This window comes from Phocaeicola sp. (genome assembly GCF_057861905.1).
In genome coordinates, this window is sequence record NZ_DBMACV010000003.1 from 50331 (window position 1) to 76761 (window position 26431).

The 26431-nt window shown below is 45.9% G+C and carries 20 protein-coding genes and 1 riboswitch; of the genes, 2 read left to right on the forward strand and 18 right to left on the reverse strand.

The window, feature by feature from the left end; genetic code table 11:
• Positions 1–5 precede the first annotated feature (5 nt).
• Together ACZM60_RS01180 and ACZM60_RS01185 are read right to left on the reverse strand one after the other, a co-directional pair.
• The gene (locus ACZM60_RS01180; RefSeq protein WP_418586907.1) at positions 6–1238 is read right to left on the reverse strand and encodes a hypothetical protein; all 1233 of its coding nucleotides are present in this window, start codon (positions 1236–1238) and stop codon (positions 6–8) included.
• Positions 1239–1454: 216 nt separating this feature from the next.
• Positions 1455–2384 (reverse strand): FimB/Mfa2 family fimbrial subunit, encoded by a 930-nt coding sequence (locus tag ACZM60_RS01185; protein WP_489520584.1) that lies wholly within the window; start codon positions 2382–2384, stop codon positions 1455–1457.
• Positions 2385–2710: 326 nt separating this feature from the next.
• On the opposite strand from ACZM60_RS01185, the gene ACZM60_RS01190 reads away from it, so the two are divergent.
• Positions 2711–5689, forward strand: a complete 2979-nt coding sequence (locus ACZM60_RS01190) for an AsmA family protein (RefSeq protein ID WP_489520585.1) — start codon at positions 2711–2713, stop codon at positions 5687–5689.
• Between the two features lie 8 nt (positions 5690–5697).
• On the opposite strand, the gene ACZM60_RS01195 is transcribed toward ACZM60_RS01190, so the two are convergent.
• From ACZM60_RS01195 to thiS, 12 genes are all read right to left on the reverse strand, one after another.
• Complete coding sequence (locus ACZM60_RS01195; RefSeq protein WP_340319292.1) at positions 5698–7059, reverse strand: MATE family efflux transporter; 1362 nt, start codon at positions 7057–7059, stop codon at positions 5698–5700.
• A 96-nt stretch (positions 7060–7155) separates the two neighbouring features.
• Entirely contained in the window at positions 7156–7290 is a 135-nt protein-coding gene (locus tag ACZM60_RS01200) for a hypothetical protein (protein ID WP_021970594.1), read from the reverse strand.
• 25 nt (positions 7291–7315) lie between these two features.
• A complete protein-coding gene (locus ACZM60_RS01205; RefSeq protein WP_340319291.1) occupies positions 7316–8266 on the reverse strand; it encodes an NAD(P)H-dependent flavin oxidoreductase in 951 nt (316 codons plus the stop codon).
• A 49-nt stretch (positions 8267–8315) separates the two neighbouring features.
• The gene (locus ACZM60_RS01210; RefSeq protein WP_489520586.1) at positions 8316–9962 is read right to left on the reverse strand and encodes a B12-binding domain-containing radical SAM protein; all 1647 of its coding nucleotides are present in this window, start codon (positions 9960–9962) and stop codon (positions 8316–8318) included.
• A gap of 96 nt (positions 9963–10058) precedes the next feature.
• Positions 10059–10997, reverse strand: a complete 939-nt coding sequence (locus tag ACZM60_RS01215; protein WP_021970060.1) for a ribose-phosphate pyrophosphokinase — start codon at positions 10995–10997, stop codon at positions 10059–10061.
• An 82-nt stretch (positions 10998–11079) separates the two neighbouring features.
• Entirely contained in the window at positions 11080–11688 is a 609-nt protein-coding gene (locus ACZM60_RS01220; protein WP_021970059.1) for a thiamine phosphate synthase, read from the reverse strand.
• A 56-nt stretch (positions 11689–11744) separates the two neighbouring features.
• Entirely contained in the window at positions 11745–12458 is a 714-nt protein-coding gene (locus tag ACZM60_RS01225; RefSeq protein ID WP_418587224.1) for a HesA/MoeB/ThiF family protein, read from the reverse strand.
• A gap of 89 nt (positions 12459–12547) precedes the next feature.
• Positions 12548–13699: a 2-iminoacetate synthase ThiH gene (gene thiH, locus ACZM60_RS01230; RefSeq protein ID WP_489520587.1), complete on the reverse strand. Its 1152-nt coding sequence runs from the start codon at positions 13697–13699 to the stop codon at positions 12548–12550.
• Positions 13700–13779: 80 nt separating this feature from the next.
• Positions 13780–15474 (reverse strand): phosphomethylpyrimidine synthase ThiC, encoded by a 1695-nt coding sequence (gene thiC / locus ACZM60_RS01235; protein ID WP_489520588.1) that lies wholly within the window; start codon positions 15472–15474, stop codon positions 13780–13782.
• 12 nt (positions 15475–15486) lie between these two features.
• Positions 15487–16263, reverse strand: a complete 777-nt coding sequence (locus ACZM60_RS01240) for a thiazole synthase (protein ID WP_021970055.1) — start codon at positions 16261–16263, stop codon at positions 15487–15489.
• Positions 16264–16299: 36 nt separating this feature from the next.
• On the reverse strand, positions 16300–16941 hold the full coding sequence (locus tag ACZM60_RS01245) for a thiamine phosphate synthase (protein ID WP_021970054.1): 642 nt from the start codon (positions 16939–16941) through the stop codon (positions 16300–16302).
• A gap of 4 nt (positions 16942–16945) precedes the next feature.
• Positions 16946–17146 (reverse strand): sulfur carrier protein ThiS, encoded by a 201-nt coding sequence (gene thiS, locus ACZM60_RS01250; protein ID WP_489520589.1) that lies wholly within the window; start codon positions 17144–17146, stop codon positions 16946–16948.
• A 59-nt stretch (positions 17147–17205) separates the two neighbouring features.
• Positions 17206–17302: riboswitch (TPP riboswitch) on the reverse strand.
• Positions 17303–17483: 181 nt separating this feature from the next.
• Here thiS and ACZM60_RS01255 point away from each other — a divergent pair.
• The gene (locus tag ACZM60_RS01255) at positions 17484–19241 is read left to right on the forward strand and encodes a 1-deoxy-D-xylulose-5-phosphate synthase (RefSeq protein WP_489520590.1); all 1758 of its coding nucleotides are present in this window, start codon (positions 17484–17486) and stop codon (positions 19239–19241) included.
• A gap of 92 nt (positions 19242–19333) precedes the next feature.
• Here the strand turns inward: ACZM60_RS01255 and ACZM60_RS01260 are convergent, their stop codons facing one another.
• From ACZM60_RS01260 to ACZM60_RS01275, 4 genes are all read right to left on the reverse strand, one after another.
• Positions 19334–20914 (reverse strand): fimbrillin family protein, encoded by a 1581-nt coding sequence (locus ACZM60_RS01260; protein WP_489520591.1) that lies wholly within the window; start codon positions 20912–20914, stop codon positions 19334–19336.
• A 232-nt stretch (positions 20915–21146) separates the two neighbouring features.
• Positions 21147–22091 (reverse strand): metallophosphoesterase, encoded by a 945-nt coding sequence (locus ACZM60_RS01265; RefSeq protein WP_489520592.1) that lies wholly within the window; start codon positions 22089–22091, stop codon positions 21147–21149.
• Between the two features lie 166 nt (positions 22092–22257).
• A complete protein-coding gene (locus ACZM60_RS01270; protein ID WP_489520593.1) occupies positions 22258–23652 on the reverse strand; it encodes a hypothetical protein in 1395 nt (464 codons plus the stop codon).
• Positions 23653–23695: 43 nt separating this feature from the next.
• The gene (locus tag ACZM60_RS01275; protein WP_021970049.1) at positions 23696–26350 is read right to left on the reverse strand and encodes a TonB-dependent receptor domain-containing protein; all 2655 of its coding nucleotides are present in this window, start codon (positions 26348–26350) and stop codon (positions 23696–23698) included.
• Between the last annotated feature and the right edge of the window lie 81 nt (positions 26351–26431).

Below are 26431 nucleotides of genomic sequence, written 5' to 3' on the forward strand. Positions count from 1 at the left end.
TGTGTTTATTGCATCGGGTAGATGCGAGCATATTCATAATTCTTGTATACACCGAACTCGTCTGTAATGCGAAACTGCGATTCATAAAGTGACACAATTTGGCAAAACAGTGTAGTACGTTCTTCTTCGTTTACCTCCCTGCGGAATGAATAGCGCATCAGGAACGAGAACAAATCCTCCGGCTCTGCCGTAGGATCTTTCCATATCGCTTCGGTTTGTGCCTGAATATAATCGCCCACCGTTTCCTCCAGATTGATACTTTCCTGATACATGGCCTGTGAAGTCAGGTCTTCTTCGCTGAAGGCGCCAGCCTCGTTGCTGCGTATCGTTTCCCGGTACTGAAGATTCTTTATTACTTTCAGAATGATGGGGCGTGCCTCGTCCGAGTTCAGGAAGTTGAGAGATAGTTTAAACGATGTAGGTGTTGTTCCCTCCAGCAGTACCGAATGCTCACGTTCCAGCACTTCGGCAAGATTACTCTTGGCACGCAGTTCAAACTGATCTTGCAGGTATTTTACCCGACGTATCTTTTCCACCAGAATAATCTGGCTCTTAATCTGGTTCAGGTAATTGATAATATCCTGCTGGGCACGGATAAGACTATGGGCCGACAACTGCAGTTCCCGGCGCAATTCCAGCAGAATGCGGCTTAGTTCCTCGTCGGTTGCCTGCTGGAAGAACAGTCGTTCTTCGTGTAATATCAAGTTTTCCGTCGTGTCAATCAGTTGCTGGATATTGATTCGCTTCTTGTCGAGGTTTTCCAGCTTGGCAATTTTTATCTGATAGGTCGGTTCATGCTTGAAGGCATTGTCGATGCTGGTTTGCAGGTTCATGATATTACGGATAGTAGTACGCGCTATTTTCTGAAATGTAATCTTGATGTTTCTTACGTAGCTGGCCTTACGCGCAGGAATGCGTTCCTTCAGGTAATAATCCATAAGCTCGTGAAGATACTCGATGTTCTCGTCTATGACAGCCGTATTGATTTCTTCGTTTGCTTCAAGCAGGAGCTCGAAGAAATCCATGAACCGCGCGTCCAGTTCCACAAAATTGCCGTTCTGATGAATGACCTCTTTTTCTATGAGCAGTTTCAGGCGGTTTTCGTCGTCTTTCAGCAAAGCCAGTGCGTCGGAATATCTGAAGCTGAGTATTTTTCTTTTCTCGAACATTTCCGTCAGCAGCCCTCTTGCAGCGGAAACGGTATTTATAATTTCGTGTATCGAACGGAATATGTACATAATATGTATAAAAAAATCCTCGCAAAGTTATAGCTTGGCGAGGATTTTTCCTAATTTTTAAGATGGGTTTGAACCCTTTTCCGTCGAATTTTCAGTTGGAAATCGGTTTGCAGCTTGTCTGTTTTAAGAGAATATCATGCTGTATTTCAGTCGGACGGATTCTTGTATAGCTAAAGCTTTTAGGGCAGGGGAGCCCCGAAAGGACTTAGTTTTTCTTCAATCCACCACTGGAAACTCAATTGTTTCACTGGCTTCGTTCCAGTTTTCAATTGTGAATTTTCCGGAACTCCCCCCTGCAAAAATATCTCCGATAACGATGTTTACCGTCAGGCGTGTATTGGCGGTCAGGGTTGAAGCCAGATTTTTCGACAGGGTATGTACGCTTCCGTCTTTTAATGTAATGACCAGTGTGAGTGGCGGGTTGGCTGTTGAAGGAAATAACATAACCATTGCATTGCTCATCTCGGTATTGTCGGTCGATCGTACCAGGTCAAATTTAACTGTTTTCGTCATATTGGCAGGTTCGGCCGTATACAAGTTCAGCTTTTCTGCAATTCCACCAATTAGTACTTTCATATCGGTGATGTTTGAATTGATGACGGCATTATTTTTGGCCTTGACGATTACTTTCAATCCGGCTACAACTCGGTTCATGTTTGCTTCCAGATCTTCTTGCCCGATGTGGACTTCTTTGTTGGTATGTACCATGTCGTATACAGGAATGTATGTTGTATCCTGATCGTTCTTTCGCAGTCCGAAATACAGTTGCGACAAATCTGCTCCGAGAGTCAGTCCGGGCTCTACGATTGCCGGAGTGGTGTGAATGGGTTCTTCGTATTTGGGGGTTCCCCAATACACAATGTTGTAAGTACCGACCGGCAGCGAAATTTCGCGGTTGTAGTCTCCTGTAATGTTTCCATCCAGAATGTTGTAAAAGCCGTAAAATACATTTAAGGTATTATTCACGTAGTTCCCGAAATAGATGGAACTACCTTGCACACAAGGATAAGCCTCTACGATACCGGTGAGAGGACTTTGGGAGTCGCTCACACGGGTATGTAGTGCTGGAGTAACAAGATTGGTTGATGATTTTGCGGGGAGGCTATAGCTATCGTCCCTGCATGCGGTTGTGATTGCCAGGAGCATGAAAGCTCCTAATGTGATTTTTTTTCATAAGGCTTATCTTTATAATAAACAATTAAAGGTAATAAATGTTTTTGGGAAAGTGGAATATTATTCGATAAAAGTGAAAATATTTTTATAACCTGACGACATTCCTCCTGAGATCTGTACGGAAAGGCATTTGTTTTTGTACAAAAACTTAGAAAATTTGTACAAATTTTCAGAAAACGTCAGGACGTTTTTTCCGGAAGACGGGCAGAAAAAAGTAAGTTCTTAATTAAAAGAAAAACAGCATACACCGGAATCGTAAAGATTGTATCTTTGCCTGAAATTTAGAAAGCGTGATAATTATGAAGAAACGTACAAAAGGGATATTGAAAATAGCCGGAATTTCTTTCGGCTCACTGATTGCGGTTGTCTTGATAGTCATCGTGATTGTGACAAATTTTGTATTTACACCTGCAAGACTTACGCCTGTGGTGCTTAAAACGGCCAATCAGGCGCTGAACGCCAAACTCGACATGAAAAGTGTAGAACTGACTTTCTTTTCTACTTTTCCCCGTTTCGGTCTGAAGCTGGTAGACGGACATCTGGTGTCGAAAGTGCTGAATGATACGGCATGGCAAAAGACCGATTCGCTGCTTTCGTTTGGAAAGTGTGTGGTCGTGATTAATCCTTTGGATTACTTGATGGAGCGGAAGGTTACGTTGAACTATCTGGGACTGGAAGATGCATCGGTCTATGCTTTTAAGAATAAAGACGGGATAGCCAACTGGGATATTATGGCTTCCGATACGGCTGAGGTTGAAGCCGATACAGCCTCGGCAGATAAGCAAATGTTGTCGGGAGGTATTGATATTCGCCGGGTTGCACTGAAACGTGCGAATGTGATTTTTGATGACCGCGATACGAGGGTGTATGCCCGTCTGACGAATGCTTCGCTGAACCTGACAGCTTCCTTGCATAAGGAACATTCTACGCTGGGGCTGCGGTTTGCCAACGATAATGTACTTTTCTGGCAGGACGGTCAGTTGCTGGTCAACAAGGTTGCTACAGAGCTGAAGACCTCGCTCGATCTGGACCGCCGTACACGTACTCTGACGCTGAAGGATGCCAATATTTCTATCAATGGTATAACTTTCGATGTGAAGGGAACCCTGAAACGCGATACGGTTCAGCGTGCTCTCTGTATAGATATGGCCTATGGTTTACATGCCCCTTCGCTGGAAACAGTATTGAATATGATTCCTGAGAGTGTGTTGAAGCGTGAAGAGATGACGGCAAAGGGGAGCGTGAAGATGGAAGGTGACGTGAAAGGATGGTATGGAAAAGAACAGATGCCTGCCGTGACACTGAAAGTCAAGATAGACAAGGCATCGGCCAAGTACGACAAACTTCCGTACGGGATAGATGATTTTACAGCCGACTTTCATGCGTTTGTCGATTTGATGCGCCAGCAGCCTTCGTATGCCGACTTGAAGATTTTCCATTTTCAGGGAGCGCATACAGATATTCTTGCCGATGCCAAGGTGACCGACCTGCTGGGGGATCCCGATATTACGTTTAATACGAAATCGAAAGCAGACCTGACTGCACTGGCAAAGACGTTTCCTTTGCAGGATGGAGTGACGATTGGCGGAAATCTGGATGCCGACCTGCATCTGAAGTGCCGGCTGTCTTCCATCAAGAAGCAGGACTTGGGACGTATCCGTATGGCGGGAAAACTGGAACTGAAAAATCTTTCGTTGCGCGATACGAACAGGGATTTCGAGTTTACAAGCGACGCTTCTCTGAAATTTATGGGCAATGATAATCTGGCGGCTCAGGCAGAAATTAATAAGCTTGTCTTGCGCTCTAAGCTGGGTAATTCGAATGTGGAAAAGCTTACGATGACGGTCAAGTCTACCAACCCGCAGGATACTACCCGTATAGCCGATATGGAGTGTAAATTCTTGCTGAACCGGCTGAAGGGAAACATGGGCGACTCGCTTGCCTTGTTCTGCCAGAAAGCGGATGCTACCGTGCGCCTGCAGCCGGGAAAGAAGAATCCTTCGATGCCTCAGGTTGCTCTTTCTCTGAAAGCAGACACCATGTTCTGTCGTGCAGGACAGACAAAGATGGGAATGGATAAGGCTGGCTTTGCAGTTACTGCCGAGAAGTTGCGTGATTCTCTCTGGATTCCGAAAGGTATCATCGGTTTTAATCGCATGAAGATGTCGACCCCTGAATTTGCATTGCCTATACGTATGAAGAAAACTTCGGTAACGGTAGGCAACCGGATGATAACATTGAAGAATGCTACCTGCCGGGTGGGACACTCAGACTTGACGGCAACGGGGGTTGTCTACGATTTATATGGTACAATGAAGCGCCATCGTCCGTTGCGTGCGAAACTGGAAATATCCTCTCGTAATCTGGACTGTAACCAGATTATCAACTCATTGAACTTTCCGGAAGATACGTTACAGGCAGAAGCCGATACGACTTCTGCTTCTTTGGAACTGTTCGTTATTCCTAAAAACCTGGATTTCGAGTTACAGACCAACCTGAAGCGGGTGAAGTATGATAATATGGTCTTCGAAGATGTGCATGGAGCTGTCGACATCCGGAATCAGGCTGTTCATCTGAAGGACTTGAGCATGCGGGGAATGGATGCGCAAATGAATGCTACACTGGTTTATCGGGCTCGTGAAAAGAAGAGCGGATATGCCGGATTCGATTTTAAATTACATAAAATCAATATTGCCAAGCTGGTAGAATTTGTTCCGTCGCTGGACACGATTGTCCCGATGCTTCGTTCGTTTCAGGGAGTGGTCGACTTTGATGCGGCTGCCGAAGCGGTACTCGACTCGAATCTGAATATCAAGATTCCGTCGTTGCGCTCTGCCGTACACATCAAGGGTGACAGTCTGGTGCTGATGGATGGAGAAACATTTGCCGAGATTTCGAAAATGCTGATGTTCAAGAACAAGAAGCGTAACATGTTCGACAGTATTTCCGTGAACATGACGGTGAAAGATGGTAACGTAACGGTTTATCCTTTCATTGTACAGATAGACCGGTATAAGGCGGCGGTAGGAGGAACTCAGGGGTTGGATATGAACTTCAGTTACCATATCTCTATCCTGAAATCGCCTCTGCCGTTTAAGATGGGCGTGAATATTACGGGAAATCTGGATAAAATGAAATTCAAGCTGGGCAAGGCAAAATATAAGGATGCCGTTACTCCGGTAGAAATCCGTAAGGTGGACAGTACACGTATCAATATGGGACAGCAGATTGTGAACGATTTCCACCGGGTAATGAGCCGGAAGCCTGAATCAGAATAAGGATGTATTCAGGCTTTATCCTGCATTTTGCGTAGAATGCGGGGAAACTGCATGGCAAAAATAGCTGTGCAGCAGATGGCTGCGGTTGCATCGGAGATTCCTTCGGCAGCATAAACACCAATCATGCCCATGAAGCGGGGCAGGAGAAGTGCCAGCGGAATGAGCAGCAGAACCTTGCGTAGCAAGGCTATGAAGACTGATACTTTGGCTTGCCCCAGTGCGACGAACATGTTCTGGCAGGCACGCTGCAAGCCGAAGATGGTCATCCCTCCCAGAAAAACAGGCATGACTTGTTCTACGGTCGCTATCAGTTTCTGGTCGCTTGTAAAGGCAGATGCTACCAGCGACGGGAAGAGAATCATGAACAGTACCAGCAGAAAATTGAAGGAGAACATAATGGTCAGTACTATTTTAAAGCATTCTTTCAGGCGTTCTTTGTTGTGCTGACCATAGTTGTAGCTGGCAATGGGGACAAAACCTTGAGCAAATCCTGACAGCGGAACGCTTACAATGAGCATGGCGCTCTGCATGATGGTCAATGCACTGACGTAGATATCTCCGAATTTTTCCAGACTGCTGTTCAGTACGAAGCCCACAAGACTCTCTGTACTCGACATGATGAATGGTGAGATGCCCAATGCAAAGATGGAGAGTACAATGCCTTTATGCAGTTTCATGTATTTGTATTCCAGCCTGAGCGAGGCTTTTTTCGATATAAGGAAAGATATTACCCAAATGGCGCTGCATGCCTGCGACAGAATGGTTGCGAGTGCGGCTCCCTTTACTCCCATACCGAAGGTGAAGATGAACAGAGGGTCCAGACCGATGTTCAGGATGGCACCGATCAGTACCGAGCACATGGCAATGGCAGGACGTCCCTGCGTATTGATAAACGTATTCAGCCCTACGGACAATTCTACGAACAAGGTGCCCAGCAGATAAATGGAAAGATAGTCGGTTGCGTAGCCGATAGTACGTTCGGACGCTCCGGTAAAGAGCAGTATCGGCTCCATGAAGATGTAAGTGATGCCCGAGGTTACCAGTGTGAAAAGTAACAGCAGGATAAATCCGTTGCCTAAAATTTTGCCTGCGCGTTCACGGTTGCCTTGTCCCAGGGCGATGGCTGCGAGCGGACTTCCTCCGCCTCCTACGATGGCCGAAAACGAAGATATCAGGATAATGACGGCACTTGTCACTCCAATGCCCGCCAGTGCATCTGTTCCTATATCGGGAATATGACCGATATAAATACGGTCGACGATATTATATAGCAGGTTTACCAACTGTGCGGCGACAGCGGGAAGTGCCATCTTGAATATAAGTGGCAGCATGCGGTCGGTTCCAAGTCTTTCTTCGTATGCGTTTCTCATCTTGCTTTTCTTTAAAAAATCGTGCAAAGGTAGCGATTTTTTTCAGAACCGATTCACTTGCTTCCGAAAGCTGTTTGCTTATGATGGTGGAATGTGTCAGGGTTTGTCCGTTGGCTGCTGAGGCTTGACTGTAGGTTTCACTTTCTTTTTGCCCAGTTTTTTTGCTTTTTCCCATGCGGCCTTGCGTGCCTCGTACTGTTCACGCTGCCGTTCCAGATAGTTGTCTGCCATGATTGATGTGTTATTGGTTAAAAGATCAGTTCCAGTTTAATTCGTCTTGCATCCGGCGAAGCGCAGTATTGTAGTCTTCTATAAGTTCTTTCATTACCTCATCTACCGTTTGCAGACGTTTGATCATCGATGCTGCTTGTCCGATTTCCAGTTCTCCTTCGAATAAATCTCCTTCGAAGATACCCAGTTTGGCACGTCCGTGTCCCAGCAGGGTCCGCAGTTCGTCGACAGAAGCTCCCCTCAGTTCGGCTTCTTCCACGTGCTTGTAGAAATCATTCTTGACCAGTCGGGTAGGAGAAAGCTGTTTCAACGTCAGGATGGTGTCGCCTTCATTCAGGCGCAGACAGCGGTCCTTGAACGTAAAGTGTGCGGAACTCTCTTCGGTCAGTGCGAAGCGTGTACCGATTTGTACACCGTCGGCTCCCAGTGCCCTTACGGCCAGTATAGCTTCGCCGGTGGCAATACCTCCGGCAGCGATAAGCGGCAGCGTGCAGCTTCTCTTTACGGCAGGTATCAGGCATAGGGTTGTTGTTTCTTCCCTGCCGTTATGGCCTCCTGCTTCAAAGCCCTCGGCTACGATGGCGTCGACGCCAGCTTCCTCACATTTGGCTGCGAACCGTGTGGAAGAAACAACATGTGCTACGGTGATTCCCTTGTCGTGCAGCCATTCAGTCCATGTCTTCGGATTTCCCGCAGAGGTAAAGACAATCTTCACGCCCTCATCGGCAATGATTTGCATCAGCGTATCCATTTCCGGATACATCAGAGGTACGTTCACACCGAAAGGCTTGTCGGTGGCTGCCTTGCACTTGCGTATGTGCTCGCGTAAGGTTTCGGGGTGCATGGAACCAGCTCCCAGCAGTCCCAGTCCGCCTGCATTACTGACGGCTGATGCCAGTCGCCAGCCACTACACCATACCATACCTCCCTGTACAATGGGATATTTTATTCCGAAAAGATGACATATTCTGTTCATAGTCTGTTGCTTTTTTGCAAAGATAGGCTTTTCCGGGATTTTTGCAAAGTTAAATTTCGCAACTTGTTGCCTTGAATACGGGGCGAGTCTGCTGGCTTTCTGTTTCGAAACCGAACCAGTAATTCGTTTTTTCGTTTTCGGTTGCTGGAAGCTGGCAGAGCCTCAATCGTTCGTGATAGCTGCCATATACTACATTCCAGTTGTCGGGAGGTGTAACATGCTTGGTGCGTATGCGTGCGGCAGGCTGTTTCTTGAGTGACATTCCAGCTTCTATCCATGCCAGTGTTGCGGCTGTTTCATAAGCTGGGTACGCCTGTTTGCAGAATTCATATAAAATCACCCCGCGGCGTTCCTGACTCATGGGCTGGTCGGCCACTCCAAGTGTGATAAGATGTGCTAAAAAACGGTGCAGGAAATCGGGTTGCTCTACGATCAGGCGGCGCGTAATATCTTGCCAGACTGGGGTATTGTAGAATCCGTCGAGCAGACGCGACAACAGGTGTGCGGTTTGCAGTTCATCGGGAGTAATCTCTCTTGTTTCCAGTACTTCGTAGGGTGGAAAGGGAGAGTACTTGATGCCCAGTTCGTCGGCACGGCGGCGCATCTCTGTACCCGGCAGCAGCTTCAGCGATTCAAGCTGGATCTCTCCGGCTCGGTAAGAGGCAAGTGTACGGACATCTTCGAATATCTCTTCCAGCTTGTAGAGCGGAAGTCCGGCAATCAGGTCGGCATGCGTTTCCATGTTGTTCAGCGAGCAGAGGTATTTCAGCCCCTCCAAGGCATCGGACAGCTTGCCCATACGACGGCTGGTTGTAAGTACTTCTTCGCGAAGACTCTGTATTCCGGCTTCCAGATGGAGCAGCCCCTGAGGCATACGTGCCAGTTCTGCTTTCAACTCGTCGGAGAGCAGGGCAGGGTGTATTTCCAGATGAAAGCGAATATCGGGAAATTCCAGAAACAAATCGAGCAGAGCTTTGGCGTGACGGCTGTTGTAATTGAACGTCCGGTCGAGTACACGGATATTACGGATGCCGTGACGATGAATGATGTGGATGCGTTCGCGAATGGTTTCGATTGGTAAGGTCCGGACAGGCTTTTCTCCTCCGCTTACGCAGAAAGCACAAGTATTGAAGCATCCTCGTGTTGTTTCCAGTTGCACGAAGGGTTTGCTCCAGTTAAAAAAACGGCTTGTTTCGGGAGGAACCAGTTGGTCGAAATCGAGTACACGTGCGATGCCGTTGTCGTGATAACTTCCGTCGATTCTGTCAATATAACATAATCCGGTAATGTCTGTCCAGTTGTCGGGAGTATTCCAGCACTTCAGCCACTGGCTGACGGCTTCTTCTCCTTCTCCCCTGAATACGCAGTCTACGAAAGGGTGACACCTTAGGAAGGTCTGGTTCTCTCCCAGAAATTCAGGCCCTCCCAGAGTGATGCAGCAATCAGGCAGTAACGCCTTGGCACGTGAAAGCACATGAAGTAACATTTCGTGATTGAACAACCAGCAGGTTGCTGCAATAATATCGGGTCGGCGCCGATAGATTTCTCCGGCAATCATGCCCGGATTTTCGTTGACTGTTGCCGATACGATATCCCATTCATAGGATGTTTCTTCAGAGAGCTGTGCGTGTATGGCAGGGAGAGCTAAGGAAGAATGTGCATAAGAACTGTTCAAGTCGAGCCAGACTATCTTCATAAGTTAAGCGTAAGTATAAAAGAAATGTCATCCCAAACGTTTTCTATATTCACAGAAACGCTCAGGATGACATTGATTATGATAATAAAACTTTAATTACAGCAAGTATTGTGAGCTGATAGATTCGTTAGTCATCACGCGGCGAATTGTTTCAGCAAACATATCAGCGATAGAAAGCTGTTTAACTTTTGCGCAACGGTTTGAGTAAGGAATACTGTCGGTAAATACAAGTTCTTCCAACTGTGAGTTCTGAACACGTTCAGAAGCAGGGCCAGACATTACACAGTGTGTAGCAATAGCGCGTACAGATGTAGCACCAGCTTCTTTCATAATGTCGGCAGCCTTGGTAATAGTACCGGCTGTATCTACCATATCGTCGATAAGGATGACATTCTTGCCCTTTACATCACCGATAATTTGCATAGAAGCTACTACGTTTGCTTTTTCACGTGTCTTGTGGCACAGAACCAAAGGCACGTCTAAATATTTGGCATACGTGCTGGCACGCTTAGAACCACCTACGTCCGGGGTTGCGATAACCAGGTTCTCCAAGTTCAAAGACTGGATGTAAGGAGCAAAAATAGTAGAGCCGTAGAGGTGGTCTACCGGAATATCGAAGAATCCCTGAATCTGGTCAGCGTGCAAGTCCATTGTAATCAGACGGTCGATACCGGCAACACTCATCAGGTTGGCTACCAGTTTTGCACCGATAGAAACACGCGGCTTGTCCTTACGGTCCTGACGTGCCCATCCGAAATACGGAACTACGGCGATGATACTCTTAGCTGAAGCACGCTTTGCTGCATCGATCATCAGCAAAAGCTCCATTAAGTTGTCTGAATTCGGGAAAGTAGACTGTACGAGGAATACGTGCTGTCCGCGAATAGATTCTTCGTAAGATACTGCAAATTCGCCGTCGGCGAAATGAGTAATGTTCATGTTACCCAGTGGGCATCCTAAACTGTTACAGATTTTTTCTGCAAGGTATCTCGAGTTTGTACCCGAGAACACTTTGAATGATGATGTTTCGCTCATTGTAATATTTTGATATATTGCCTAATATTTAAGTGCAAAGTTACGCCATTTCTTTAAGCATGGCAAATGAAATAAAAAAACTTTAATCTGCAAGTCGTTTCAGCTTCCTGAAATGTTCGATAAGGTTCTGGTAATTATAGTCGTGGTTGAGGTCGAACTTGTTCCAAAGTCCTCCCAGAATGGCCGCTCCTCCAAAACCGTAATCTTTCACTTGCAGGATATTGTCTTCATCGATGCCTCCCAGCGCAATGACACGTTTGTCGATTATGCCCTCCTTTGCTGCCTGACGAATCTGTTCAGGAGTATATTCGGCTGCATATCCTTGTTTGGAGATGCTGTCAAACACAGGACTGAGAAATACATAATCGAAATTTGCTTTCTTTTCTTTTACCTCTTCCAGCGAGTGGCAGGAGGTACTTATCTGCCCGGAATAATTGTCGGGTGCAACCGGATTACGATGATTTAGGTGAATTCCTTTGAGATTATATTCTTCTTTCAAATAAAAATGTCCATGTACTACGATACGTTTCCGGTACTTTTCCGGAATGAGGGTCAGCAGGCGTTCTGCATAAACCGGGGCGGTATCGGGCTTGCGCAGGTGAAGATAGTCGAGTCCTTCGTCGAAAAGCGTAGTTATAATCTTATCTTCCTCTACGAAATATGTAGGTTTGGTTATCAATATCAGTTTCATGTGAAAACATAATTGTGGCGCAAAGGTAGTAACATGTTTGTAATATTCCTAATGGTTTAAAGCAAAATCGTGTGCGTAACCATTGTTTTGAGGTCAATATGCCATAATTTGCCGCTTAAAACCTCGCCGTAACCGGTAATAACCTTTAAAACTTCGTTGGCTTGTGCGCAGCCAATCAAGCCGGGAGTTACTCCTAATACGCCTTTGGGAGGGGATGGCATGGATAACATTTCTTCTTCGTCGGGGAAAAGGTCACGGTAGTTTTTTCCTCCTTGGTAATTGAATACAGATACTTGTCCGTCGAAAGCTCGGATGGCTCCATAGACATACACCTTATTTAATAGGACACAGGTATCATTTATCAGGTAGCGTGTCTGAAAGTTGTCGCATCCATCGACAACGATATCGTACTGGCTGATGATTTCCTGAGCATTTTCTTTGGTCAGGCGTGTGGGATAGGCCTTGAATGTGATATGGCCGTTCAGCTTTTCCAGCCGTTGCTTGGCACAAAGAGCCTTAGGCATTCCAACTTCTGTTTCGTTGTATAAAATCTGCCGTTGCAGATTGGTTTCGCTCACGTTGTCGTCATCCATCAGTCCGATGGTACCGACTCCTGCACCGGTGAGGTAAGTAGCTATGGGGGACCCCAGTCCTCCTACGCCAACAATGAGTACTTTGGCTTGACTTAATAGGACTTGTCCGTTTTCTCCTATCTCTTCCAGTAAAATCTGACGATTATATCTTTCTTTTTCTTTCTCAGTTAGTTGCATAGCTGTTTCGTAGAAAAAGAAAGGCATCCGGATAGACTCATGATACTTTTTCCGGATACCTTTCATCTTGTTATTTCATTTCCTTTTGATTATTGGTTGGCGGCAACCGTACGATGCAATTGTGCGATGTGGTCGAATGAGGCATCCCAGTCTTTCCATACCGGTTCACGTCCGATAGCCTTGAGGGCTTTTTCAACTTCTACGGCTGTACGTTCGTCGCTGACGTGGAACTGTTCCAGTGCTTGCGGGTAAGTATAGTAACCTCCCGGCTCGGTTTTGCTTTCAGCACTCATGGTCGTTACTCCAAGTGTTGCCATGTGGTCACGGATATTGGCAGGCTCACGGGTAGAATAAGAGATATCTACATCGTGATCGAATATACGCATGGCAAATGTTACCTGAGCCAGTTCTTTGTCGCTCATGATGACATTAGGCTGGAATCCTTCATTCTCAGCCGGACGCATACGTGGAAAGTTGACACTATATTTTGTTTTCCAATAGTGCTTTTGCAGATAGCGCAGGTGATAAGCCATCATTGTTACATCTGTACGCCAGTCTTCCAGTCCGATAAGAACGCCCATGCCGATAGAGTGAACGCCAGCCTGTCCCATACGGTCGAAGCCGTTTACACGCCATTCGAATTTCGATTTCATGCCACGCGGGTGATAGATGTTGTAGCGTGCCTTGTTGTATGTTTCCTGAAAGCAGATAACCCCGTTCAGACCGTGGTTTACCAGTTCGGCATATTCTTCGGTCTTAAGCGGCATGACCTCTATCTTCAGATTTGAAAAATACGGCTTTGCCAGATCGAGAGCCTTTGCGATGTAAGGTACTCCTGCCTTTGCCGGATTTTCTCCTGTTACAATCAACAGATTTTCAAAAGGACCGAGTTTCTTAATGGCGCGGTATTCGTTCTCTATTTCTTCCGGCGTAAGGATGGTACGTGCCATCGGATTACTAATATGAAAGCCGCAGTACACACACGAGTTGGTACACGAGTTGGTAATGTACAGCGGGATAAACATAGATATGGTCTTTCCGAAACGTTCTTCGGTGTATTTACGACTCAAATGTGCCATCGGCTCGAGAAATTTCTCGGCAGCAGGTGAAATCAGTGCCATAAAGTCGTCTACGTCGCAGTGTGACTTTCCCAAGGCCCGTATGACGTCGGCTTCGGTTTTTGAGTAGATGGCTTTGGTGGTTTCTTCCCAGCTTATTTTTTCTAATTCGTCACTAAACATGATATTTATGGCTAGTTTTCAATTTCTTGTATACATTCCGCTATTTTTCAAAATAGCGGAATGGTTGGTTAATTAAATGATTACTTAAGATTCGACAAGTCGCGCGATAACTTCATTGCACAGAAGTTAGGCCCACACATGGTACAGTATTCACCATCTGTGTGACGACCTTCGTTAAAATATTCCAGCGCACGGTCCGGATCAAGACTCAGGTGGAACTGGTCGCGCCAGCGGAACTCGTAGCGTGCTTTACTCAAGGCATTGTCACGTATCTGCGCACCCGGGTGACCTTTGGCCAGATCGGCTGCATGAGCTGCAATCTTGTATGTGATAACTCCGGTACGTACGTCTTCACGGTTAGGCAATCCCAGATGCTCTTTCGGAGTAACGTAGCACAACATGGCTGTACCGAGCCAGCCAATCTGAGCGGCTCCGATAGCAGATGTGATGTGGTCGTAGCCAGGGGCGATGTCAGTTACCAACGGACCGAGGGTATAGAACGGTGCGTTATGGCAATGGCTGATCTGGCGTTCCATGTTTTCTTTGATTTTGTGCAAAGGCACATGTCCCGGACCTTCGATGAATGCCTGTACATTCTTGGCCCATGCGCGTACAACCAGCTCGCCCATTGTATCAAGTTCTGCAAACTGGGCCTCATCATTCGCATCAGCAATGCATCCCGGACGCAGACCGTCGCCTAATGATACGGCAACGTCGTATTGGGCAAGTATATCACAAATATCGTCGAAATGTTCATAAAGGAATGATTCCTGATCGTGTACCAGACACCATTTGCTCATGATACTACCTCCGCGTGATACAATACCGCACAGACGCTTGTCGGCAAGATGTACATTGTGGCGGCGTATACCGGCATGGATGGTGAAATAGTCGACTCCCTGTTCGCACTGTTCGATCAGTGTATCGCGATAGATTTCCCACGTCAGGTCTTCTACTTTGCCATTTACCTTTTCCAGTGCCTGATAGATAGGCACGGTACCCACCGGAACCGGGCAGTTGCGTACAATCCATTCACGAGTTTCGTGAATGTTGTCGCCGGTAGAAAGATCCATCAGTGTGTCACCTCCCCATTTACAGCTCCATACAGCCTTGTCCACTTCTTCATCGATGCTGGAAGTTGTTGCCGAATTACCGATGTTGGTATTGATTTTTACCAAGAAGTTACGTCCGATAATCATCGGTTCCGACTCCGGATGATTGATGTTTGCCGGCAATACGGCACGTCCGGCTGCTATCTCGTCACGAACGAATTCAGGAGTGATATACGTATCAATGCCCAGCTCTTTACAGTTCATGTTCTCGCGGATAGCTACATATTCCATTTCCGGAGTAATGATACTCTGTTTGGCGTAGTACATCTGCGTGCAGCATTTTCCGGCTTTTGCACGGTAAGGCAAAGCGATATGCTCGAAACGTAGATGGTCGAGCGAATGGTCGTCGCGGCGCATCTTGCCATATTCTGAAGTAATGGAAGGCAATTGCTCTACATCGCCACGTTCCAGAATCCAGCTTTCACGCATACGGGGAAGACCTTTCTTCAGGTCGATTTCAATGTTCGGGTCACTGAACGGACCACTTGTGTCGTAAACATAAACCGGCGCATTAGGAGTGGTAACCTTTTCTCCATTAACGATTGTTACGGTAGGAGTAAGGTTTACCTTCTGCATTCCTACTTTAATGAATGGGAAAAGCGTTCCTTGCATGTAAGCCTTTTCGGCATGTGCATATGCTCTTTTGTCTTTTTCTTTATCCATGAAGATATGTATTTATTCATTTAAAAATGATGTTAGTGGAGAAGAAGCAGAAGCTACGAGGTTTTCCGACTGGATACCCAATCCTGCTTCGTAGGCGCGTCTTCCGGCAATGACTGCTTCCTTGAAAGCTTTTGCCATTTCTACCGGATTGCCTGCTACGGCGATAGCTGTATTGACCAGACATGCTGATGCACCCATTTCCATTGCTTCGGCTGCATGGCTTGGAGCACCGATACCTGCATCGACAACAACCGGTACATTACTCTGCTCAATGATAATGCGCAAGAAGTCGCGTGTCTGCAATCCTTTGTTGGTTCCGATAGGAGCGGCAAGCGGCATGACAGTGGCTGCTCCGGCTTCTTCCAGGCGTTTACATAAAGTCGGGTCAGCCTGACAGTAAGGCAATACCACGAATCCCAGTTTCACCAGTTGTTCTGTTGCCTTCAGCGTTTCAGTAGAATCAGGCAACAAGTAACGCGGATCCGGATGAATTTCCAGTTTCAGCCAGTTGGTTCCGAAAGCCTCACGTGCCATTTGTGCGGCAAAAACTGCTTCTTCGGCAGTACGTACGCCTGAAGTGTTAGGCAATAGCTGTATATGCGGATGAATAATATGGCGCAGCATGTCGTCTTCCTTGTTTTCGAGTTCGATACGTTTCATGGCAACTGTTACCATTTCAGTACCTGATGCCAGAATGGCATCTTCCATGAGTTGATTTGAATTGAACTTGCCGGTTCCCAGAAACAAGCGGGATTCAAATTCTTTTCCGGCAATAATAAGTTTTTCCATTGTATTTATTTTGTTTGAGTTTTAAAAAATAGACATTCATTGTTGAGCCCTCTGCTTGGATCGCCGGATAGCTTCGAGTATGCGATGCGTTTCATCTGCCGGATTGTCTGCCCGTAGAATTGTTCCACTCAGGGCAATGCCTGTAACTCCGGTTTGCATGATAGCAGGAATATCATCGTAGGTAATACCTCCGATAGCAACAATTGGCAGATTGATGCCGGCAGCTTTCATCTGTGATACGATGGAAGCATATCCTTCCAGTCCAAGAATTGGGCTGAGATTCTTCTTGGTTGTTGTAAAGCGGAACGGACCGCACCCGATGTAATCGGCTCCTGCCTGATAGTGCATCTGTACGTCTTCGAAAGTGTTTGCTGTTCCTCCGATGATAAAGTCTTTGCCCAGAATTTGTCTTGCTTCGGCAATGGGCATATCCTTTTTCCCCAGATGAACCCCGTCGGCATGCAGCTCTTTTACCAGTTCCACCTGATCGTCGATAATGAAGGTGGCTCCGTATTCCTTACATAACGCCTGTACACAGACAGCTTCCGTACGGACTTCTTCGGGAGTGGCATCTTTCATTCGCAATTGAATCCAGCGGCATCCGCCCTCGAGCGCCATGCGTGCTGAATCATAATAAGAATACCGGTCGGTAAAATGTGTGATAAACTGTAAATCCATTGCCTTATCCTCCGCATGCAGCTTTAATGATAACCAGACTGTCGCCTTCCTGTATTACCTGTTCTGCCCACTGGCTGCGAGGTATCATGCGATTGTTCAATGCAATGGCAACGCCCTGCGACGGTAAATCCAATTGCACGGCCAAAGCTGAAATAGTATTTCCTGTGGTAAGTCCCACCTCTTTGTTGTTGACTTGTACTTTCATAAATGTTGATGTGTTAGTGAAAGTAATAACAAAGAGTTGTCCCGGAAGCCGGAGAAGATATATAGACGAATAACAATCCCTTCGGCGGTACTAACCGCATCAGGTGCTTAGGGTATAATCTCAGCCCGTCGAAAAAGGGCACCCCTTTGTTTTACTTGCGGACAAAGATACACTTTTTGATGTATATCTTTATCATTTTTACATTGTTTTTCTTTTATTTTTTTTGCGACTGCTGAAATCCGTATATCTGTAATTCGGGTTATATTTCCCGCAAAATGGTTAGAAGGCAATTGAAACAGAAGTTTTATTTTTGCATCGTCATTAAAAATAGAATATTATGTATATTGAAAAAATCAATTCTCCTGCCGATGTAAAGGTACTGTCTGTAGAGCAAATGGAAGTGCTGGCCACTGAGGTGCGTCAGGCTTTGTTGCATAAACTGAGTGAACATGGAGGTCATATCGGCCCTAATCTGGGCATGGTAGAAGCAACCATTGCTTTACATTATGTATTCAATTCTCCACACGATAAGATTGTATACGACGTATCACACCAGAGCTATACGCACAAAATATTGACCGGAAGAAAGGAAGCCTTTCTGAATGCCGCCGATTATGATAAGGTGTCCGGTTATACGAATCCGCAGGAAAGCGAACACGATTTCTTCACTATCGGACATACTTCGACGTCTGTTAGCTTGGCTTGCGGACTGGTGAAGGCGCGTGACCTGAAGGGGGATAGCGAAAATATTATTGCCGTAATTGGTGACGGCTCTTTGAGCGGAGGAGAGGCTTATGAGGGATTGAGCAATGCGGGAGAGAACGGGACAAACATGATTATTGTGGTAAACGATAACGAGATGTCTATTGCCGAAAATCATGGAGGATTGTATCAGAACCTGCGTTTGTTGCGTGAAACAGAAGGTAAAGCGGAATGTAATTTCTTCCGCTCACTGGGATTGGATTACATGTTTGTGAAAGACGGAAATGATATTGCTTCGCTGATTGCAGCCTTTAAGGCAGTAAAAGATACACCACGTCCGGTTGTGGTTCACATTCACACCTTGAAAGGAAAGGGATATTTACCGGCTGAAACCCACAAGGAACAATGGCATTGGGGAATGCCTTTCGATTTGAAGACAGGAGCTCCTAAGTTTGATTTTTCAGGAGTGGAGGATTATTCCGACCTGACTGCGAAGTTTTTGCTCGATGAGATGAAGAAAGACAAGTCGGTGGTAGCCATAACATCCGGTACTCCTTCTGTTATCGGGTTTACTCCTGAACGCAGACAGCAGGCAGGACGTCAGTTTGTCGATGTGGGTATCGCCGAAGAACATGCTGTTGCGCTGGCTTCCGGTATTGCAGCCGGTGGCGGAAAGCCCGTCTATGGAGTATACAGTTCGTTTATCCAACGCACTTACGATCAGCTTTCTCAGGATTTGTGCATCAATAATAATCCGGCTACGATTGTTGTCTTTATGGGAACCATAGCAGGAATGAACGATGAAACTCATCTGGGCTTCTTCGATATTCCGTTGATTTGCAATATTCCCAACATGGTTTACTTGGCACCGACTTGTAAGGAAGAGTATTTCGCTATGCTGAAATGGTCTATTTATCAGAACAAATATCCGGTTGCCATTCGTGTTCCGGGAGCATCTGTCGTTTCCGGCAATCAGGAATACGATACCGATTACAGCGATTTGAATCACTATAAGCTGGTTCGGAAAGGAGAGAAAGTCGCCATTTTAGGATTGGGAGCATTCTATTCGCTGGGAGAAGCTGTTGCCAAACGTCTGAAAGAGGAATCTGGAATAGAAGCAACATTGATAAATCCACGTTATATTACCGGGCTGGATGTTGCAATGCTGGAAGGCCTGAAACAGTCCCATTCGGTGGTTGTAACCTTGGAAGACGGCGAGATAGACGGTGGATTTGGTGAAAAGATTGCTCGTTTCTATGGTGATTCGGACATGAAGGTCTTGACTTACGGTGTGCGTAAAGAGTTTGCCGACCGTTACATTACAGAGGAACTGCTGAAGGAAAACCGGTTGACTGACGTTCAGATAGTAGAAGACATTTGTAAACTTTGCTGAAGTCTGTCCGGACAGGCAATATAAAGAAAAGACTATGCCACACGTCTGATGTCGGCATAGTCTTTTATCTACCAACAGTTTTCAGCATTTTTTTATTTTATCCATTCTTTTCCCAGACTGAGTGTACAAAGTGATTCTATACGGATAGTGAAATCACCAAGACTGTTGGGGATATAAGGATAAAGTTGCGGGTTCGAATCAGAGTAGGGCAGGTATTGCACCTTGATAACCCAGATAGTACCTTGTGTATCGTAACGTCCGTCGTTATTGTCCACCATATATAATGTATCAACGAATCCTGCATCGTCAAAGGTGACTCCCCATAGCGTAACAGCGTGTGTCGACCATCTTTTCCCTAAATTAATGATGAACAAGATACCTTGTTGCGATGATAACGCCTGCTTTATAATTGCGTTGAAACCTTCGCGTGTCAGGTCGTTTCCTACATATTCTTTGCCCAGTGAATGAGTTCCCAATTGTTCGCGGAAAAATCCTGCTGCCGGATCTGTAGGATCAGTATCATATATCCGGTTGTGAAATACCCCGTTGAAGAACCAGTTTATAGCCTTTAGCGGATAGTTTCCCTGATTGGAGAAATGATTCTTGTATAGTTGGAAAATCTCACTATGCAGCATATCGACCGGCATAGCCCGTGGTCCCTTGTATGCCTTGACAGCTTCTGTTTCACGGTTCTGTTGCAGCCACCAGTGAATCAGGTTGGATGTTGCGGCAGCCCAGCACATCAGTCCGTCGCCTCCGGCTGTTACGTCCGATGGATCGATTTTGTTGCAGTCGAACCATCCGCAGTCTTTTACCCATTTCAGTTGCGTATGGTCTATGTTCCATTGTTCGGGAGCAGGCTCTTTTATCCCATATATCCATTGAGTCTTTCCGGCAAAGTTGTCGGTTGTACCTCCCTTTTGTACATTGATACGGTAAGTTATTTCTTTACCAGCTTCCAAAGCCTCAAAAGGTTTTCCTTCCAGTGTCTCGGGTACCGGCACAATTGTTTCTTTTCCTGCTATGCGGATACGTATCCAGCCTTCCGGACGCAACTCATTTGTCGCCTGTGGACATAGCAATGCCGTCCATCTTGCATTGTCCGCTTGCTGGGCAGGTGTAATCCACTGATAGTCGGACGGGGTATTCAGCGTGCCGTCTGATAAGTCGAATGGTAACAGGCGAGGAGCATGTATCTGAATTTCGGCTTGCTGTAATTGTTCCGTTGGATAGGAATCATCCTTACTTTCCAGTACGATGTGCAGCCGGTTTAGCGCATGAGTAAAATTCAGTTGTACTTTTTCTCCCGATTGGGCACGGGTTTTTGCAACCAGTAAATCGGAATGGCGGTAACCTTCTTCCTGCTGGTCAGCTTCGAGTGTATGAACATAATTGGATGAAATCTGGCTTGCCTCATAAAGCCGATGCATGGAAGCAACGTGCCATGCTGTGAACTCCACCTGCTCTCCCAACTCTTTCCAGTATATATCGGGTTTCCATGTCCCGTTTTCCAGATGCAGTGTATAGTGTTGAGAATGTCCGCTGGTGATGTCTTGTGCGTATACCAGTATGGTGTCACCTTCTTCGAAATGGCCGCTGCCATCAGTATGTATAACGGCTCGTGAGCCTTGTAGCGATATATTCCATTCTACCTGACTGCCGGAAGTTTGCATTGCTTCGTTTTCTGGAAAATTTCTGTTACACGAAGCAATGCAAAAACTCAGCAAGCAGATTTTTAGAAAAGCAGTTAAACGTAAAACCCTATTCATCATTAAAACTGTTCCTTGGTATGTATAAGTTATGTTGCCTTTATGAAAATGGAACAAAAGATGGCTTGAAAAGGGTTTTTCTTTGTTGTGGTTTTAATATTAATTATGAATTTCCGCTTCTGCTTCTGGCGTCTGCCTATTTATTTCTTGTGACTGTATAGAGTACTTTACCGTCTTTGTTTATCATGTGCAGGTTCAGTACCTTCTTGTCGGCTGTTATCAGTGAGAATCCGGTTTCACTGCTACAGAACTTTGTACCGTCGATTGGTTTAACCTCACGGCCCAGTGAACCGGAAGTGTTTACAACATAGTCGATAGAACTGTTCGGCTGGCGGACATGCTGGAAGTTATGTATGTGTCCGCATAAGTATATATCTACATTTTTATGCTTGCGGAGTACTGTGTCCAGACGTTTCTGCAAGTCGGTACGTTCGGATGTACTTTTGTCTGTATCTGCATAAATAGGGTGATGGCCCACTACCAGTACCCAGTCTTCCTTGGCCGTTGTAAGCACTGAGTCTATCCATGCCAGTTCCTTGTTCATGTCCTGTTTGCAGGCATCAGGATATTTTTCTGTATCTTTGCGGTACTTATCCAGCAAGGGTGCTGTATCTACCATGACCAGGCGGACTGTCACGCCATCATTTTCCTCTACGCGTGTATAGTAGCGGTCGGGCATTCTCCAGCGTGCACTGACATTGCTGTAGTCGATGACAGCTTGTGTGTTACCACGATATTCATGGTTGCCCAATACAGGATACCAGGGAATCATCAGGTCCGGATGGCTGTAGATAAGCTCGTAGTTCGTCATCCATAACGGATCGTTTACGCTGCGGACACCTTCAAAGTGGTGAACGTCGCCGGCAGCTACCACAAATTCGATGTCGACATTTTCTGCCATTTTGCCCATCAGTTCGGCTATCGGTTTCTGGTCATAGTAACCATTTCGTCCCAAGTCGTTGGCCAGGATAAAATTGACAGGCTTTTCCAGCTTTTTCCATTCTGTTGCATTTTGAGCAAATCCGCTTATAGCGGCGAGAGCCACACACAGTGTGATAAATGTTTTCTTAATTGAAGTCATAATAAGTTGTTTTTTTATACCATGCAAAGTTCGATGCAGATTCTGAAAAAAATATGAATTATGCATCCTAAAAGATGATTTTTTTTAGAAAAGAAAAGGTCCGAAACTTTGGAATAGCCCCGAACCTTTCTTATTTGACAAAGTTTAATTTATAAATTAGAAATGATTATTTCGTTCCGTAAGCACCATAACGAGCTTCAACAGCAGGAGAAGTATAAGTCTGTCCGTTGACTTTCAAACGTTCTGTTCCGAAATAAGGAGCCATTGCTTCATCGTTTCCATCGTAAGCACCTGTCAGGACTGGAGAATCAGCTTGTACATGGAAGTCCCATGCATCCTGATAGATATAATCGGTCAGCGCTACATCGTTGATAGGGAAGTTGACAAATTTCGGATCATTGACTGCACATTCTGCTTCGCTCTTGGTAATAATGCTGTGTGCATCTACTACACCTTCATAATAGTTCTTGTGATTGTAAGCATATCCTTCCCATGAGTAAGCTACACCCGATTCGTCTTCGAATACAATATCACTTTTCTGAGTTCCTGAAGCATAGTAATTATAGTCGATAACCGACTGGCTGCAATATCCTTCATCCGGATTGTTTGGCTGATCATAGTTAGGAGTCATGGCTCTGAACTTACAGTTTACCATCAAGTTGTTGAATACATTGACCAATGCATTCTTTTCTGCGTAGACACATCCGCCTTTTTCTCCGTCACGGCGCCATCCGGCATTGATGATTGTATTGTTATAAGCCTGAATCTTTGCCATATTGCGGTCTTCACTCTGACCAGAACTTGACAGCTTCAAGCCGTTGGTATTCGGGCTGAACATTACGTTTCCTGCGACATCGACTACACAACCTGCTTTAACATTTACTGCTTCGGCACCATCATATCCGTTGGCTGCGAAAATATTGTTAGCAATGATGGCGTTACCTCCCATCAGGTAGATACCATCCGACCAGCCGTTACGCAGAATAGAATTTGTAATGACATAGTGACCGTTGATATTGTCTGTTGTAATTTGCGGATAAGCATCGTCACCGGCTGTATAGATATTTGCATTGGCAGCAGGAGAGCCACTGATAACCTGACCACCTGTATATTCAATAATGGTATGGTCTATCAGCATTTCCGCACAGGTTGAAGTAGCTACGATACCTCCCCACAATCCGGCCAGGGCATTTGCTTCTGTACGTTCATCTTGTGGAACAGAGAATAAAATCGGTTTTTCGGCTGTTCCTTCGCAATAAAGGTTACCGTTTACTGTGAATTCAACAGGAGCATGGTTGGCACCAACTCCGTCTGTGCTTACGATAATCTGTGCTCCTTCTTTGATGATAAGACTCTTGCCTTCGGGAACTGTATAGTGATTGGTTAGCGTTACGACTGTATCAGCAGGCCAGACAATGACATCGTCATTACTTTCGTTGCCGTTTCCTTCCGGGGTTTCTGTGTCATTTCCATTCGAAACGGTATCGTCTTCCGAACAAGCTGCCATGAAAGACAGTGCAACCAAGGCTGTTCCAGCCAATAAATAATTCTTCAGTTTCATGTTGTAATAATAATTTTGTTATTAGTGTTTAATCTTTAGTTAGTTATAATTTGTATCTGATTCCTATCATGATTGATTGTCCGTGCCATTCCTTACGTTCGATTACGTTGCCGTCTTTACGTTCTGACTTTACAGTTTCTGTTTGCGGACTGTTTTGGATGAATCGAAGCAAAGGTGTATCCAGTAAGTTGGACGCTTTGGCAAAGATGCTGATGCCATTCTTGAAACTCTTTTCAACGGAAGCATCCAGTTGCATGTAACCGTCTTCCCAGATATCATCGTTGTACCAGTTGGAAATATCGCTCAGGCGTTTTCCTGTATAGCTTCCGGCGATTTGTCCTTCCCAGCCGTATTTGGTACTCTTGAAGAGCAGGGACAGATTGGCTACGTGGGCAGCCTGTCCGAACAGCGGGCGGGTCTGTGAAATACTCTTTACGTCATTGCCTTCCATGATACGCTTGTTTGTGGTGATGGAAGAATGTGTGTAAGTATAGTTTGCCTTGATTCCGAACCAGTTGAAGTATTTCATGATATCTACTTCCACGCCCAGGTTGGTAGCATTACCAAAGTTCATCGGTTTGTAGTAAGTATCTTGTCCCTCGTTCAGCAAACCATATTCAATCGGGTTCTTCAATCTTTTATAGAACATGCCCACCATGAACTGTTCGGATGTTTTGGGAAAGAATTCATAACGCAAGTCGATGTTGTCGGCTACTGTATGTTTCAGGTCGGGATTACCTTTTTCCTTATAGTCTTCGTTAATGATGCTGTAAGGTACAATTTCGAAGAAACTCGGGCGGTTGATGGAACGTGCGTATGAGAAACGCAGGTTGGCATTTTTGTGTACTCCGTATTTTACGTGAAAACTTGGCAGTACATCGGTATATTTCTGGTTGCCTTCCGGATCCGCATTATCGGTAGGAAACTCCAGTACATATCCCTGATTGGTGTGTTCCATACGTACTCCTGCAATGAACTCCCAGTTGCGGTAAGTATATTTTGCCATTCCGTAGGCTGCACCGATTTTTTCCGTCGCATCATAGTTCAGCGGATCGGTGATGTTTCCGTATTTTTGTGGAGTAAACAGAATTTCATCGTAGTTGTTCCAGTCCTCGCCCTGATACTGTGGATCTTTCGCTCCTGTAGCAGAGTTGAACGTATATTCATTGAAGAAGCTGTTGCGCTTTTTGTCGCGGTACATACCTCCTGCCGAGAAGTCGAATACAGAACCGTTGTCCAGTTTCAGTTTGTACATCAGGTCTACATAGCCCGTTTTATCCTTGTCGGAATTATGTTCCCACCGACGGGTAGCAGCTCCCGAGGTCTGGACATGGCTTCCTTGCATAAAGATTTCTGTATTGTCAGGGGTTTCGCTGTAAGCTTTCGAAATGACGGCCGACCAGTTCAGGCGGAGAGCTCCGTCGTCCAGAAAAGCATGTTCTCCCTTCAGGGTAGAATTGATGATGTACTGGTGGTTCCATTTCATACGTACCGAGCCTTCCTCGTCGTCGTGACTGTCACGAACTTCGGCCTCGCGCATGTCCATGTAACCGTTGTACCATGTCAGTTTATGGTTGGCACTGATTTGATAGTCCAGTTTGGCATGTGCTCCGATTCGTGTCTGTTGGGAAGAATAGTTACGGTATTCGATGCCATTGTGTGTGGTTCCCGGCTGGTAATACAACTGACTTTCCTTGCCTCGATAAGTGTTCAGGAAACTTCCTGCAAGCATTACACCCAGTTTGTCCTGAAAGAAACGGTCGCCGTAAGACAGTCCGGCTGTCAGGTCGGGCAATGGCTTTTTCCATGTCATGTGCAGATTGTCGGTTGTGAAATTATCCATTGTCACCCGGTTGTCTTCCGGTTTTCCCATCTGTTCGTAGGGTGACTGCTTGACGATTGCTCCATGATTGAACGACTGGAAGTCGCGGTCGAAATACATGGCGTTGTATCCGGTTGAAACATTTGCTGTAAACTGTCTTTCGGAAGGGGCATCCTTCATAATCAGATTCACGGCACCACCGATTCCATCACCTTCCATGTTTGCAGTAAGCGACTTGGTTACTTCCAGTCGGTCCAGCATTTCCGACGGGAAAATGTCCAGCGGAACAAAACGGTTCTTGTTGTCCGGACTCGGAATCTTTACTCCGTTTATCAGTGTATAGTTGTAACGCTTGTCCATACCGCGAAGAATAGCGTACTGACCTTCGCCGCTGCTGTTACGTTCGATGGTTACACCCGACATACGCTGTATTACGTTTGCTACTGTAATATCCGGTGAAAGCTCGATAGCCTTGGCACTCATCACGTTTACCACGTTCATGGCCGAGCGCTCGATACCGCGTGCTCCGGCTTCCGTACGTCCGGGATTGCTTGCTACCACCGTAACACCTTCCAGTACGACGTCGTCGCTTTTCAGGGGAATGACGATTTCTGTATCCTTACTTCCAATCTCTATTTCACATTTCTTATATCCCACGTAGGAACATACCAGTGTATACTTGGGACGTGCTACCGACAGGTTAAAGCTTCCGTCCATTCCCGATACTGCACCTTTACCGGGCTCTTCTTTAATAAGAATGGAAGCTCCGATAATTTCCTCGCCTGTCTGTGCGTCTGTTACTTTACCTTTTATGTCTCTTGCATGGATGTTTGTAGTCGCAAGAAGTAGTAAACCTAATACCAAACTTGATTTCATCTGTTTTTTTTATTTTGACGCTGCAAATGTATGCCTTGTGTTTTTCATGGTGGTTTCGGCGATATTTCAAAAATAATACAA